The sequence below is a fragment of the Methyloceanibacter sp. genome, assembly GCF_050726195.1.
Lineage (GTDB): Bacteria > Pseudomonadota > Alphaproteobacteria > Rhizobiales > Methyloligellaceae > Methyloceanibacter.
The window spans coordinates 15546-28576 of sequence record NZ_JBOHJC010000023.1; the positions used below are offsets into that span (position 1 = coordinate 15546).

The 13031-nt window shown below is 65.0% G+C and carries 14 protein-coding genes; 7 read left to right on the forward strand and 7 right to left on the reverse strand.

From position 1 onward, the window contains the following. The first annotated feature begins 53 nt into the window (after window positions 1-53). Genes thrC through ACRECX_RS14270 form a run of 4 tightly spaced genes read left to right on the forward strand, consistent with a single transcriptional unit; the run spans window position 54 to window position 6450 of the window. Entirely contained in the window at window positions 54-1475 is a 1422-nt protein-coding gene (gene thrC / locus ACRECX_RS14255) for a threonine synthase (protein ID WP_431559507.1), read from the forward strand. After that, window positions 1472-2752, forward strand: coding sequence for a M16 family metallopeptidase (locus ACRECX_RS14260; protein ID WP_431559508.1), 1281 nt, complete (start codon window positions 1472-1474; stop codon window positions 2750-2752). Before thrC ends, ACRECX_RS14260 begins: the two co-directional genes overlap by 4 nt. Window positions 2753-2767: 15 nt before the next feature. Further along, window positions 2768-3355 (forward strand): GNAT family N-acetyltransferase, encoded by a 588-nt coding sequence (locus ACRECX_RS14265; protein WP_431559509.1) that lies wholly within the window; start codon window positions 2768-2770, stop codon window positions 3353-3355. Between the two features lie 32 nt (window positions 3356-3387). Continuing rightward, entirely contained in the window at window positions 3388-6450 is a 3063-nt protein-coding gene (locus ACRECX_RS14270) for an EAL domain-containing protein (RefSeq protein WP_431559510.1), read from the forward strand. A gap of 69 nt (window positions 6451-6519) precedes the next feature. Here ACRECX_RS14270 and ACRECX_RS14275 read toward each other — a convergent pair whose 3' ends face one another. After that, entirely contained in the window at window positions 6520-7125 is a 606-nt protein-coding gene (locus ACRECX_RS14275) for a YqgE/AlgH family protein (protein WP_431559511.1), read from the reverse strand. A 187-nt stretch (window positions 7126-7312) separates the two neighbouring features. On the opposite strand from ACRECX_RS14275, the gene ACRECX_RS14280 reads away from it, so the two are divergent. Continuing rightward, the gene (locus ACRECX_RS14280) at window positions 7313-8179 is read left to right on the forward strand and encodes a protein-disulfide reductase DsbD domain-containing protein (RefSeq protein WP_431559512.1); all 867 of its coding nucleotides are present in this window, start codon (window positions 7313-7315) and stop codon (window positions 8177-8179) included. Between the two features lie 10 nt (window positions 8180-8189). Here the strand turns inward: ACRECX_RS14280 and ACRECX_RS14285 are convergent, their stop codons facing one another. Then, window positions 8190-8375, reverse strand: coding sequence for a hypothetical protein (locus tag ACRECX_RS14285; RefSeq protein ID WP_431559513.1), 186 nt, complete (start codon window positions 8373-8375; stop codon window positions 8190-8192). A gap of 135 nt (window positions 8376-8510) precedes the next feature. Here ACRECX_RS14285 and ACRECX_RS14290 point away from each other — a divergent pair, with 135 nt between their 5' ends. After that, window positions 8511-8996 carry a peroxiredoxin gene (locus tag ACRECX_RS14290; protein WP_431559514.1) on the forward strand — a complete coding sequence of 162 codons (486 nt, stop codon included), beginning with the start codon at window positions 8511-8513 and terminating at the stop codon, window positions 8994-8996. Here the strand turns inward: ACRECX_RS14290 and ACRECX_RS14295 are convergent. The 5 genes from ACRECX_RS14295 to ispH all read right to left on the reverse strand — a co-directional run bounded on the left by ACRECX_RS14295 (window position 8993) and on the right by ispH (window position 12046). Beyond that, window positions 8993-9301, reverse strand: a complete 309-nt coding sequence (locus ACRECX_RS14295) for a BrnA antitoxin family protein (RefSeq protein WP_431559515.1) — start codon at window positions 9299-9301, stop codon at window positions 8993-8995. The genes ACRECX_RS14290 and ACRECX_RS14295 overlap by 4 nt on opposite strands. After that, a complete protein-coding gene (locus ACRECX_RS14300) occupies window positions 9282-9560 on the reverse strand; it encodes a BrnT family toxin (RefSeq protein WP_431559516.1) in 279 nt (92 codons plus the stop codon). Before ACRECX_RS14300 ends, ACRECX_RS14295 begins: the two co-directional genes overlap by 20 nt. Before the next feature lie 69 nt (window positions 9561-9629). Continuing rightward, on the reverse strand, window positions 9630-10082 hold the full coding sequence (gene rnhA / locus ACRECX_RS14305) for a ribonuclease HI (RefSeq protein ID WP_431559517.1): 453 nt from the start codon (window positions 10080-10082) through the stop codon (window positions 9630-9632). A 2-nt stretch (window positions 10083-10084) separates the two neighbouring features. Continuing rightward, entirely contained in the window at window positions 10085-11053 is a 969-nt protein-coding gene (locus tag ACRECX_RS14310; protein WP_431559518.1) for a homoserine kinase, read from the reverse strand. After that, window positions 11054-12046: a 4-hydroxy-3-methylbut-2-enyl diphosphate reductase gene (gene ispH, locus ACRECX_RS14315; protein ID WP_431559519.1), complete on the reverse strand. Its 993-nt coding sequence runs from the start codon at window positions 12044-12046 to the stop codon at window positions 11054-11056. Between the two features lie 245 nt (window positions 12047-12291). Between ispH and ACRECX_RS14320 the strand changes: the two genes are divergently transcribed. Further along, window positions 12292-12849 (forward strand): hypothetical protein, encoded by a 558-nt coding sequence (locus ACRECX_RS14320; protein ID WP_431559520.1) that lies wholly within the window; start codon window positions 12292-12294, stop codon window positions 12847-12849. Window positions 12850-13031: the final 182 nt, after the last annotated feature.

Below are 13031 nucleotides of genomic sequence, written 5' to 3' on the forward strand. Positions count from 1 at the left end.
GCCGTTAGGGTTCAGCCTCGAAAGCCCCCATTTTTCCCGGTGAGAGGCAAATCTTGAAGTTCATCTCAACGCGCGGCGAGGCGCCGGCGCTCTCCTTCGAGGGAGCGCTGATGGCCGCGCTTGCCCGCGACGGGGGGCTGTTCATGCCGGAGGCGTGGCCGCGGCTCGAGCCGGCTGACATCGCCGCGCTCGCCGGTCTCGACTATGCAGACGCCGCCTACCGGGTCATGAGCCCCTATCTCGAAGGCGATCCTTGCTCCGCCGACCTCGGCCCGGTGCTCCAGGAGGCCTATGAGAGCTTCCACCATCCCGCCGTAGCGCCGCTGCGCCAGATCGGGCCGAACACCTTCGTGCTTGAGCTGTTCCACGGTCCGACCCTCGCCTTCAAGGACCTCGCCATGCAGGTGGTGTCGCGGCTGATGAACCGCGCGCTGCTGCGCAAAGGCGCTCGCGCCACCGTGGTCGGCGCCACCTCCGGCGACACCGGCGCCGCGGCCATCGAGGCGTTTCGCGGGCTCGACGCCATCGACGTATTCATCCTCCACCCCAAGGGCCGCATCAGCGACGTGCAACGGCGGCAGATGACCACCGCCACCGAGGCGAACGTCCACAACATCGCCGTGGAGGGGACCTTCGACGACTGCCAGGCGATTCTGAAGGCGCTGTTCAACGCTCAGGACTTGCGCAATAGACTCGCATTAACCGGCGTAAACTCCATAAATTTCGCACGGGTTCTCGCGCAGATTCCCTATTATTTCACCGCTGGCGTCAGTCTTGGCGCGCCGCACCGGCCGCTCGCCTTCACCGTGCCCACCGGAAATTTCGGAGATATTTTCGCAGGTTACGCCGCCCGCGCCATGGGCTTGCCGGTCTCGCGCCTCGTTATTGCCACGAACCTAAACGACAGTTTACCGCGTGCGCTCGGCTCGGGAATCTACGAGCCGCAAGGCGTGGTTGCCACCTCAAGCCCGAGCATGGACATCCAGCTTGCGAGCAATTTCGAGCGCCTGTTGTTCGAGCTTGCCGGCCGCGATGCTGCCCGGGTGAGGGGGCTGATGGCGGAGCTGCGCAACGCCGGCGCGTTCCGTTTGCGTGAGGGGGAGCTCGGTCGATTGCGCGATCTGTTCGGTGCGCATGCGATCGGCGAGCACGATACGGAGATGACCATTCGGGGGATTTTCGAAGAGACCGGCGTGCTGGTTGACCCGCACACCGCGGTCGGCATCGCCGCGTCGCGCCGCGAGGAGGGGATCGGCCCAGCGCCCATGGTCGTGCTGTCGACCGCGCACCCGGCCAAGTTCCCTGGCGCCGTCGAGCGCGCTACCGGCCGCGTGCCGGAGCAGCCCGAGCGCCTGCGGCTCAGGCTCGGCCAGCACGAACGCTGCACGACCTTGCCCAACGATTTCGGCGCCGTCGCTGAGTTCATTGCCAGCCACAGCCGCGCCGTGCCGGCGCGTGCGGAGGTGCGGGCGTGAGCGTCGAGCGGTCACAGCTCGCCAATGGCTTGACGGTCGTCAGCCACGCCATGCCCGAGGTCGAGACGGTGTCCCTCGGCATCTGGATCGGCGCCGGCAGCCGCTCTGAGGGCCAGGCTGAGCACGGTGTGGCTCATTTTCTCGAGCACATGGCCTTCAAGGGCACGGCGCGGCGCAGCGCCCGCGACATCGCCGAGGAAATCGAGGCGGTTGGCGGCGACCTCAACGCCGCGACCAGCGTCGACGCGACCGCCTATTACGCGCGCGTCATGCGCAAGGACATGCCGCTTGCCCTCGACATCTTGAGCGACATCATCCTCGCGCCGATCTTCGACCACAACGAACTCGCCCGCGAGCGTGACGTCATCCTGCAAGAGATCGCCGCCTCCCAGGATTCACCCGACGACATAGTCTTCGATCTCGTCTCCGAGGCGGCATTTCCGGATCAGCCTGTTGGCCGGCCGATCCTCGGCACGGCACAAAGTGTGAGCGGCTTCGACCGCGCGCATCTCGGCGCCTATCTCGCCGCGCATTATCATGCGCCCAACATGGTCCTCGCCGCGGCGGGTGCCGTCGACCATGCGGCGCTGGTGGCGGAAGCCGAGCGGCGGCTCGCCGGCCTAATCGCGACGACGACGCCGCAGCCGGAAAGTGCGGCCTATTCCGGCGGGTTCAGGCGTTCCGCCAAGCCCTTCGAGCAGACCCATCTCGTGCTTGCCTTCCAGGCGCCGCACTACCGCCACCCGGATTATTTCGCGGCGCAGATCCTCGCGGGCGCGCTCGGCGGCGGCATGTCGTCGCGGCTGTTCCAAGAGGTGCGCGAGCGGCGCGGGCTTTGCTACTCGGTCTACGCCTTTTCGACCGGCCTCTCCGACACCGGCATGTTCGCGATCCATGCGGCCGGTGCGCCCGACCGAGCCCACGACCTGTTCGCCGTGATCCGCGTCGAGCTTGAGCGCGCCGCCGAAGGGGGTTTTGACGCCAAGGAGCTTGCCCGAGTAAAGGCCCAGCTCAAGATGGGGCTCCTCGCCGGGCTCGAAAGCTCCGCCATGCGTGCCGAGCAGCTCGCCCGGCAGATACTCGTTCATGGCCGGGTGCTGACCACCGAGGAGCTGATCGACAAGGTGGAAACGGTCGAGGCCGCCGATCTACAATCGCTGGTTGAGTGCCTATTGGTCTCGCCGCTTAGCCTTGCCACGGTAGGGCCCATTCTTCATGTTGCAAGGTTCGAGGCCGTGGCTGAAAAATTCACCGTTCCGGCGAGCAAAGCGGCCTAAAGGGGGTCTTCGTCGATGGCGTTGTTGCGAACTGCATCCGCGAGTGACTTTGGGCCGGTCATCGAGTCGGAGCGGGTCATGCTGCGCACACCGCAAATGTCCGACTACCCAGCCTGGGCCGAGCTCAGGGCCTCAAGCCGCGAATTCCTGATGCCGTGGGAGCCGCTTTGGGCTACCGACGAATTGTCTCGCGCCTCGTTCCGGCGCCGCGTGCGCCACTATCAGCGCGATCTCCGCGAGGACGTCGGCTATGCCCTGTTCATCTATGCCGCCGCCTCAGGCGCGCTGGTCGGCGGCCTCACGCTCTGCAACGTGCGCCGCGGCGTGACCCAATCGTGCACGCTCGGCTATTGGATCGGCGCCAAATATGCGCAGCAAGGCTATATGACGGCTGCGGTCCGCGCCGTCGAACCCTTCGTTTTCGATACGCTCGAGTTGCACCGGCTCGAGGCGGCGTGCCTGCCGACCAACGCGGCCTCGATACGGCTTTTGGAGAAGACGGGCTTCAAGCGCGAAGGATTGGCGCGCCGCTATTTGCGGATCAACGGCGTGTGGCAGGATCATCTGCTTTACGCGCTGCTCGACACGGACCCGCGTTGTTAGCGGCGGCTCGGTAACGGCTGGACGGGGGAGGAATGGCGAAGACGAACGCCGCATCACGGGAAGAAGCGGCTGCCTTTTGGCGGAAACGCCCCGGCGCCGGATTCCGCGTTGCCTGCGTCGTCTTTCTCGTCCTTGCCATGATGGCGCCGGGGCTCGCCCGCGCCATCGAAGCGATCCCGGTCGAGCCGGATCAGCCCAGGATCGACATCACCACCAAGGGCGAGCTCTACGAAGGACGTGGCGACCGGCTGCAGATCGAGACGGCGCCGGGACCCGACGGCTATATCGGCCGCATGGCCGTTCAGGCCTCAACCCCCGGCACCAATCCGGGTTGGCTCGTCTTCGCCCTGTCGAACCCCACCGAGGAGCGCATCGTGCGCTGGCTCGTAGCACCGCGCTACACCCTGGCCAATTCAGGCGTGCTGCGGCCCGAGCTCGACGCGCCGCGCATCGCCGCGGTCACGCCCTCGCTCGGCTTCCGCCCGGAACCCTTAAAGAGCGACCGCGCCGATATGTTCCGTCTCAATCTGGAGCCCGGGCAGACGGTCACCTACGCGGCGGAACTGAGTTCCGCCCACGTGCCGCGGCTCTCGCTCTGGGATCCCAACATTTATCAGGCGAAGCAGCAGGACCGCATGTTGTTCAACGGCGTGCTTCTAGGCATCACCGGGCTGCTCGCCATCTTCTTGACCGCGATCTTTGCCGCCAACCACCGCGCCATCTTTCCCGCCACGGCCCTGGTCGCCTGGGCCGCGCTCGTCTATTTCTGCGTCGACTTCGGATTCTGGAACAAGCTGTTCCCAGTGGGACCGGACCGCACCGCGGTCTATCGCGCCGCCGCTGAGGCCGGGCTTGCCGCGAGCCTCGTGCTGTTTCTCTACACCTTCCTGCGCATCGGGCTGTGGCATGTGTGGATCAAGACCGCCTTCTGGGTGTGGATCGCCGCGCAGTTCGCACTGGTCGCCGTTGCCATCATCGACCCGCAGACCGCCGCGGGGCTGGCCCGCGCCTCCACTCTTGTGATCGCCGGCGTCGGCACCGGCCTCATCGCCTACTTCGCGCTGCGCGGACAGGACCGCGCCATGTCACTGATCCCGAGCTGGATGCTGCTCATCGTCTGGCTGCTCGGCGCCTCCATGATCGTGATCGGCAAACTCTCTGGCGAGGTCGTGGTTTCGGGCCTCGTCGCCGGCCTCGTGCTTATCGTCGTGCTGCTCGGCTTCACCGTCACCCAGTTCGCCTTCCGCACCGGCGGCGGCGCCGTCAGTCTCGGGCCGCCGAGCCTCGTGCAGATGAAGTCGCTCGCCGTCGACGGCTCGGGCACACACGTGTTTCAGTGGCACGCCGGCAGGGACATGATCACCGTTGCGAGCGAGGTCGAAACGGAGCTCGGCCTCGATCCTGGCAGCCTCAGCGTGCCGGTCGATGAATTCCTCCAACACATGCACGCTTCCGACCGCGAGCGCTTCCGCCTCATGCTATGGTCGCTGCAGGAGAAGCAGGGCGGTGACCTCCAGATCGATTTCCGCCTGCGGCGGCACGACGGCACCTATCTCTGGTACGACCTCAAAGCGCATGCCGCGCCGAACGAGAATGTTCGGCTGTTGCGCTGCGTCGGGCTGATGCGCGACGTGACCAGCCTCAAGCGTTCGCATGAGCGGCTGATGCACGACGCGGTGCACGACAGCCTGACCGGACTGCCAAACCGCGAGCTGTTCATGGACCGCCTGCAAGGCGCCATCACCCGCGCCGCCGAAGGTCAGTCCCACCGCCCCACCTTGATGTTCATCGACATCGACCGCTTCAAGAACGTCAACAAGAGCTTCGGCCTCGTCATCGGCGACTCGATGCTGCTGACGCTCGGGCGACGTCTCGGGCGCCACCTCAACCCGCAAGACACCCTCGCCCGCCTCGGCGGCGATCAGTTCGCCATCCTGCTCATCTCCGAGAGCGACCCGCATCACGTGGCGACCCTCGCCGAGCGGGTCAGGCGGGCGCTTCGCACGCCGATGAAGATCAGCGCCAAGGAGATCATCCTCACCGCGTCGATCGGCATCGTTGTCCATGATGGCAGCCAGACCACGGCGCAGGACATGCTGCGCGAGGGCGAGATCGCCATGCTTAGGGCGAAGCGCGGCGGCGCCGACCGCATCGAGATTTTCAACCCCGCCATGCGCGGCGAGGACGAGAGCCGCCTGCCGCTCGAGAGCGAGCTCCGTATGGCGTTGGACCGGCAGCAAATATCGGTCCTCTATCAGCCGATTACGAGACTTGCGTCGAACCAGCTCGCCGGCTTCGAGGCGCTTCTGCGCTGGGACCATCCGACCCGCGGTCGGCTCGCGCCTGAGGATTTCATCCCGCTTGCCGAGGAGTCGGGGCTGATCGTCGAGCTTGGCAGCTATGTGCTGGGCCAGGCTTTGGAGCAGGCGGCGAGCTGGCACAAGGTCCTGCCCCGCGATCGCGATCCTCTGTTCGTCAGTGTCAACGTATCGAGTCGGCAGCTGTTCCGCCAGGACATGGTGCAGGAGATCAGGCTGATGCTGGCGCGGGAGGCCGTGCCGCGCGGCACCCTGAAGCTCGAGATCACCGAGTCGCTGGTCATGGAGAATCCAGAGCGCGCCGTCGAGATCCTCACCTGGCTCAAGACCTTCGGCGCAGGCCTTGCGCTCGACGATTTCGGCACCGGCTATAGCTCGCTGAGCTACTTGCATCGTTTCCCGTTCGACGTCATCAAGGTCGACCGTTCGCTCGTCCGCGAAAGCACGCTCAACGGCCAGACGCCGCTCATCCTTCGTTCTGTCGTGGCGCTTGCCCATGAGCTCGGCAAGGAGGTGGTGGCCGAGGGCGTGGAGACGGCGGCCGACGCGAGCTACCTGCGCTCGATCGGCTGCGAATTCGGCCAGGGCTTCTACTATGGGGAGCCGATGTCGGCCAAGGACGTGGCCACTCTGCTTGCCGCGCTTGCGAGCCACCGCAAGCGCAAGCAGCGCGAGCGGGCCCGAGCGCCAGCCGAGCCGCAAGCGCCGTCAGGTCTGGAAGTCAATGCGCCGAGCCAGCCGGCGTTGCCCGCGCTTACCGGGCCAAGCACCGCGTGATCAGGGATCAGAAATCAGAAGTCAGACACGAGAGGTCTGATTTCTGATTTCTGATTTCTGTCCCCTGACTCAGGCGTGACCTGAGTCGTTGACGAGGCGGATCGGGTCGATCCCGAGGCTGTTCAGCGCGCGGCTGTACTTCCTGTCGACCTCAGGATCGAAGATCAGATCGGGATCGGCAGGACAGTTGAGCCAGCCATTGGCCTGAATCTCGTTTTCCAGTTGCCCCGGCGCCCAACCGGCATAGCCGAGCGCGAGCAGCGCCTTGTCGGGTCCGCTGCCCTTGGCGATGTCCCGCAAGATGTCGATGGTGGCGGTGAGGCAGACGCTCTCGTCGATGGGGAGCGTGCTCTCTGCCTTGAAGTAGTCGGCGCTGTGCAGCACGAAGCCTCGGCCGGTCTCGACCGGGCCGCCGAGATACACGGCCATGGCGCTCAAGCCGGTGGGCAGCGCGATGCGATCCTGCGGCGGCACGATGTTGAGCTGCTCGAGAAGTTCGGTGAAGCTGATGTTCGGCGCTCGCTGATTGATGATGATGCCCATGGCGCCCTCGGAGGAATGGGCGCAGAGATAAATCACCGATCGCGAGAACTGCGGATCGCCCATCGCCGGCATGGCGATGAGGAGTTGGCCATCGAGATAGCCTTCGTCCTCTAGGCGTGTTCGACCTGCCATTGGTCCATGCTACAGCAACTCTGCTATGAGGGAAGGGGCAGCGATGAATTAAGGCAGTGCCGGGTTAACTCCCGTGGGCTCACAAAAGAGTGACCCACGACGCGCTTGCAAGAGGTCGCGCCGGGCTGGGCTCGCCACTAGATTTGCCGCTAAGAGTCATTCATTGCATGAGCAGGACGGAGTGAACGTGAGGAGAATTTGCGAGCGCCGAATTGTGACGGTTCCCACCTGGCTGGCAATCGGCGCTTTGCTGGGCATCGTGTCTGGTGGCGCGGGCCTTGCCACGCCCGTCGGCGAATCGCCCTGGGTCGATCAGACGAATTCCAAGGTGAGACTCGTCAGCGGCACGGTCGAGCGCGCGGGAAACCCCGCCCCGTTTGCCGGCGTGCAGCTGCGTATGGCACCGGGCTGGAAGACCTATTGGCGCAACCCCGGCGACTCCGGCGTGCCGCCTACCTTCGATTGGTCGGGCTCGAAGAATCTCAAGAGCGCCGACGTGCTGTACCCCGCACCCCACCGCTTTGTCGATGCCGGCGGCACGGCGATCGGATACTCCGATGAGGTGGTGTTCCCCGTGAGGATCACGCCGGAGCGAGAAGGCGACCCCGTGGAGCTTGCCCTCAACTTCGACTACGGCCTGTGCAAGGATCTGTGCATCCCGAACGAAGCGGAACTGCGCGCGGCGCTTCCGCCCGGTCTGGGCAAAGGGGATGCGGCCTTGCTCGATACGGCGCTCGCCCAAGTTCCGCTTCCCGCCGCGTTCGACGCGCTGCCGCGCATCGAACGCGTCACCGCAACTCTCGACGGTCCTGCGCCCGGGCTCGAGGTCGAGGCACTGTTTCCACACGGCGCGTCGGAGACCGACCTGTTTGTCAGCAGCCCGGATGTGCCCGTACCGGTACCGAAGGCGCTCGGGCCGCTCGACGGCGGCAGGCAGCGCTTCACGGTCGCTTTCATGTCGCCCGAGGAGGCGGCCGCCATCAAGGGCAAGCCGCTGCTCTTCACCCTCGTGTCGGACCAAGGCACGACGGAGACCACTTGGACCGTCGACTGACTATTGGAGCCTAGCGGGCGATACTCGGCGCACTCCAAGCCCCGGCGGCGGCGCCTGCCGCCGCGCCGACCGGACCGGCCACTGCAGCGCCGAACACTCCGCCAACCGCCGCGCCGCTGACGCGCTGCTGCGTCGTCGTGCAAGCTCCAACAAGGAGTGCGGTCGTCACGGCGGCCATGGCAGCAATTCCCTTCATGATGCCCCCTGAGGTTCCTGCGTCCAGTGTCGGAACGTAGCGGCCCGCACAGTGGTTCCACCTTGGCGTCCGGCTTGGCCCCGGCAGGGGAAGCCGTTATGGTGCCGGCGCGAGACCGCAAGCGAGGAGGCGCCGATGACCATCGCCAAAGGAGACAGCCTGCCCGAGGCCACCTTCAGGGTCATGGGACCGGAGGGCATCGACACGTTGACCACCGACGATTTGTTCGCCGGCAAGAAGGTGGTGCTGTTCGCCGTCCCCGGCGCCTTCACGCCCACCTGTCACCTCAAGCATCTCCCCGGCTTCATCGAGAGCGCCGGCAAGTTCAAGAAGATGGGCGTCGACACTGTGGCCTGCGTCGCCGTCAACGATCCCTTCGTACTCGCCGCCTGGGAGGAAAAATCCGGCGGCAAGGGCAAGGTCCTGTTCCTGTCGGACGGCAATGCCGAGTTCACGCGCGCCATCGGCATGGATTTCGACGGCTCGGGCATCGGGCTTGGCACCCGCTCCAAGCGCTACGCCATGTTCGTCGACGACGGCGTGGTCAAGGTGCTGAACACCGAAGAGTCGCCCGGCGTCGCCGACGTCTCGACCGCCGCCAAGGTCCTCGAGGAGCTTTAGGAGCTTGCCCGGCGTCGAGTCCCTTTTTCCTTCCACTGCACGTACTCGCGCAGCGCCTCGTTAATTCGTGTCTGGTAACCCTTCACCGACTTGGTATGGCTCTTGAACCAAGAAACCAAATCCGCATCGAGTCGAAGAGTTATCTGCTTTTTCACGGGGCGGTAGAAGAGACCCCGCTTCGCATCTGACCAATCGGCAACCTCCGGCGCGTCGGACGTGTCGATAGCGCTGTCAGCGAGCGCAGCAACCGCCTTCAATTCCGCAAGCTGTTCACGAGTCAGCGATCTAGAAGTCTTCTTCTTCATAGGCTTTCCTTTCGTGCGCGGTGGCCTTTCGCGCGCTGATGATCCGCCCGACCGGATCGTCACCTTCGGGCCATGTGTGAACTACAAGAAGCAGCGCTGGCCCAACTCTTCCGACTGTCTGCCAACGATCGCCGTCTGGATATGGGTCCGGTATCGAAAGGTGGAGCGGGTCGTCGAATACGGCCTTTGCTGTCTCGAACGACACGCCATGCTCGGCACGGTTTCCCGCAGCCTTGTCCGGGTCCCACGTCCAGCGCATTGTAACTACAATAATGTAGTTACAAGTTCAGCGTCAAGCAAACTTGTATGGGATAGACGTTTAGTCGCCTCAGCGGCGCGTGAGAAACGGCGCCATGCCCTCGCGGGCAAGTTCGTCCGCCCGCTCGTTGTCATCATGGCCGACATGGCCCTTGACCCAGTGCCAGCGCACTTTGTGCCGCGCTTCGGCCTGCTCCAGCCGCTGCCACAGCTCGGCGTTCTTCACCGGCTTTCGCTCCGCCGTCCGCCAGCCGTTCCGCTTCCAGCCTTTGATCCAGCTGGTGATGCCTCCGCGCAAATAATTCGAGTCGGTATAGAGGTCGACGTCGGACGGCGCCTTCAGCGCCTCCAGCGCTTCGATAGCCGCGGTCAGCTCCATGCGGTTGTTCGTGCTCATGGCCTCGCCGCCCTTGATCTCCTTGCGGTGCGCGCCCGATTCCAGGATCGCGCCCCAGCCGCCTGGCCCCGGATTGCCCGAGCAGGCGCCGTCGGTATGGATCACCACCTTGGGTCGGTCGGCCATGGTCAGTGCTTCCCGAGCCCGTAGTCCCGGTACGACTTGACCCGCTGATGGAACCTGAGTTTGCGCAGGTACTCGTTCGGGTCCTTGAACTTCACCAGCGCGTTCTCGTCGGTGTTGAGCCAGTCGTAGGTGCGGGTCAGCAGGAAACGGAGCGCCGCGCCGCGCGCCAGCATCGGCAAATTCGCAAGCTCCGCGTCGGTCAGCTTGCGCTCCTGCTCGTAGGCCTGGAGCATTGCCCGCGCCTTGGTGATGTTGAACGAGGCATCCGGCTCGAAGCACCAGGCGTTGAGGCAAACCGCAACGTCATAGGCGAGCATGTCGTTGCAGGCGAAATAAAAGTCGATGAGGCCCGACACTTTGTCGTCGAGAAAGAACACGTTGTCGGGAAACAAATCGGCGTGGATCACGCCCTTCGGCAGGTCCGTCGTCCAATGCGTCTCGAGATGCTGAAGCTCGCGCCCGATTTCGTCTTTCAGACCCGCGATGACCTCGTCGGCGCTGGCGCTCACGTCGCGGTAAAGCGCCTGCCATCCGGGCAGCGACAGATCGTTGGCACGGCTCATGGAAAAATCCTGGCCGGCGAGATGAAATTGCGCCAGCACCCGGCCAAGTCCGGCGCAATGTGCGATGCCGGGGCGCCGCACCCACAAGCCTTCGAGAAAGCTGATCAACGCCGCCGGCCGCCCGGCGAGCTCCTTCAAGGTGCGCCCATCGCGGTCATGCACCGGCAGCGGGCAGGAAATGCCGCGCGCGGCGAGATGCTCCATCAGCGCGAGGAAATAGGGCAGGTCCTCGCGCCGCACCCGCTTCTCGTACAGAGTGAGAATGAAGGGTCCTGCCTCGGTATGGACCAGATAGTTGGAATTCTCGACGCCCTCGGCAATGCCTTTGAACGAGGTCAGCGCGCCGATCGCGTAGCTTCCGATGAAGGCTTCGAGTTCCTCGTCAGAGACGTCCGTATAGACCGCCATCTAGAGCGCCGGCATGTCTCTGAGCTCACGCGGGAGCTTGAAGGCGATGCTCTCTTCCGCCGTGGTAACGGTCTCGACGTGGGCGTCGAAGCGCGCCTTGAACGCGTCGATGATGTCGTCGACCAGAACCTCGGGCGCCGAGGCGCCGGCCGTGATGCCTAGCCGGCTGATCCCATCGAACTGGGCCCAGTCGATCTCGCCCGCGCGCTCCACCAGCAGGGCGTAAGGACAGCCGGCGCGCTCGGCCACTTCCACGAGGCGGAGCGAGTTTGAGCTGTTGGGTGAGCCGACCACGATCATGCGGTCGCATTTTGGCGCGATTCGCTTCACCGCGTCTTGCCGGTTCGTCGTGGCGTAGCAGATGTCGTCCTTGCGCGGCACGGCCATGCGCGGGAAGCGGGCCCTGAGCACGTCTAGGATTTCCCTGGTGTCGTCCACCGACAGCGTGGTCTGGGTGATGATCGCGAGCTTGTCGGGGTTCTTCGGCGTGAAGGCGAGGGCGTCGCCGATCGTCTCGATCAGCCGCACGGCGCCCGCCGGGAGCTGCCCCATCGTGCCAATCACCTCCGGATGCCCCGCATGGCCGATTAGCAGGATCTCGCGGCCTTCGCCGTGGAGCCGTTCGGCCTCGATATGTACCTTGGAGACGAGCGGGCAGGTGGCGTCGAGCACGAACAGGCGCCGGTGCCGCGCCGCTTGCGGCACGGCCTTCGGCACGCCGTGGGCCGAGAACACGATCGGCGCGCCGGTATCCGGGATTTCGTCCAATTTCTCCACGAAGATGGCGCCCTTCGCCTTCAGCGTCTCCACCACGTAACGGTTATGGACGATGGCGTGGCGGACATAGACCGGGGCGCCGTATTTCTCGAGCGCGAGCTCGACGATTTGGATGGCCCGGTCGACGCCTGCGCAGAATCCGCGTGGGCTGGCGAGATAGATGGTGAGAGGAGGACGGTGGCGATGCCGCCCTTGGGCGTAGTCCATGCCGGTCATCGACGCTCCAGAATCGGCTCTTTCCGGGCCGCAACGGGCTCAAGTCTGGCCTTGTCGGGCCTATCCACGGCGGATAGTTTGGCCCCATCGAGGGTCCGGAAGCTCGTGGCATTTCAGCCATTTTTCGCATCGAGCCCGGGCATATCAGGCGGGGATGCCTGGCATGTCAAGCCGAGGACGGGGGTGAGGTGAGGCGTATCGCTGTTCTTCGATGGCTGCGCGCTTGCGCCTTAAGCGCGCTCCTCGTGAGCCCGGTCCTCGTCTTGGGCTGCGGCGTTCCCAAATTGTCCAATCCCTTCGGGGCCGGCAGCGAGGAGAGCGCCTCCTCGCTGGCCGACGACGATAGGCTGCCGGAGATGGCCTCAGCTGAGACCAGCAGTCCCACCCACGGTGGTAGCGTTCGCGGCTGTCCACAGGTGGTGGCCTGGCCCAATGAGCGGCTCCTCACCGTCTACCAGGAGGGCCATAACGGCGACACCATGTCGGTGGTCCATCGCGGCGAGATCACCAAGCTGTCCCGTGAGTGCCAGTATTTCTCGGGTCAGGTCGTCGTCAAATACGGCTTCGCCGGCCGCGTGCTGCTCGGACCCAAGGGCAAGCCCGGCACCGTGACCATGCCGGTCACCATCCGCGCCGCCGGCGCCGACAAGCAAACCCTCGCCACCGACCGGATGTCGATCACCGCGACCATCCCCCAAGGCCAGCCGGTCGGCTATTTCTCCATGGTGCGGGAGATTTCGTTCCCCATCCAGATCGGCACGCGGCCCGAGGACTATAAGATCTTCGTCGGCCTCGCCAAATAAGGTTAGGGACGGCCGCCCCGATTCCCGGAGCCTGTGGCCGCACTGCACTAGCCTCTGTTGCCGGTAAACCTCTAAACTCCTGATGCACTTAAAGGAATGCTGAGCTCGCAAGGCCCAGTGCCGCGCGCCACCCAGGGAAGTCGACCAGTGAGACGGGCGCAACGTCGACGGGGGTTCGCGCC

Coding starts and splice junctions, on each gene's coding strand:
- ACRECX_RS14265 (WP_431559509.1), top strand. CDS start 2,768: ATGGCGTTGTTGCGAACTGCATCCGCGAGTGACTTTGGGCCGGTCATC.
- ACRECX_RS14270 (WP_431559510.1), top strand. CDS start 3,388: ATGGCGAAGACGAACGCCGCATCACGGGAAGAAGCGGCTGCCTTTTGG.
- ACRECX_RS14275 (WP_431559511.1), bottom strand. CDS start 7,125: ATGGCAGGTCGAACACGCCTAGAGGACGAAGGCTATCTCGATGGCCAA.
- ACRECX_RS14285 (WP_431559513.1), bottom strand. CDS start 8,375: ATGAAGGGAATTGCTGCCATGGCCGCCGTGACGACCGCACTCCTTGTT.
- ACRECX_RS14290 (WP_431559514.1), top strand. CDS start 8,511: ATGACCATCGCCAAAGGAGACAGCCTGCCCGAGGCCACCTTCAGGGTC.
- ACRECX_RS14295 (WP_431559515.1), bottom strand. CDS start 9,301: ATGAAGAAGAAGACTTCTAGATCGCTGACTCGTGAACAGCTTGCGGAA.
- ACRECX_RS14300 (WP_431559516.1), bottom strand. CDS start 9,560: ATGCGCTGGACGTGGGACCCGGACAAGGCTGCGGGAAACCGTGCCGAG.
- rnhA (WP_431559517.1), bottom strand. CDS start 10,082: ATGGCCGACCGACCCAAGGTGGTGATCCATACCGACGGCGCCTGCTCG.
- ACRECX_RS14310 (WP_431559518.1), bottom strand. CDS start 11,053: ATGGCGGTCTATACGGACGTCTCTGACGAGGAACTCGAAGCCTTCATC.
- ispH (WP_431559519.1), bottom strand. CDS start 12,046: ATGACCGGCATGGACTACGCCCAAGGGCGGCATCGCCACCGTCCTCCT.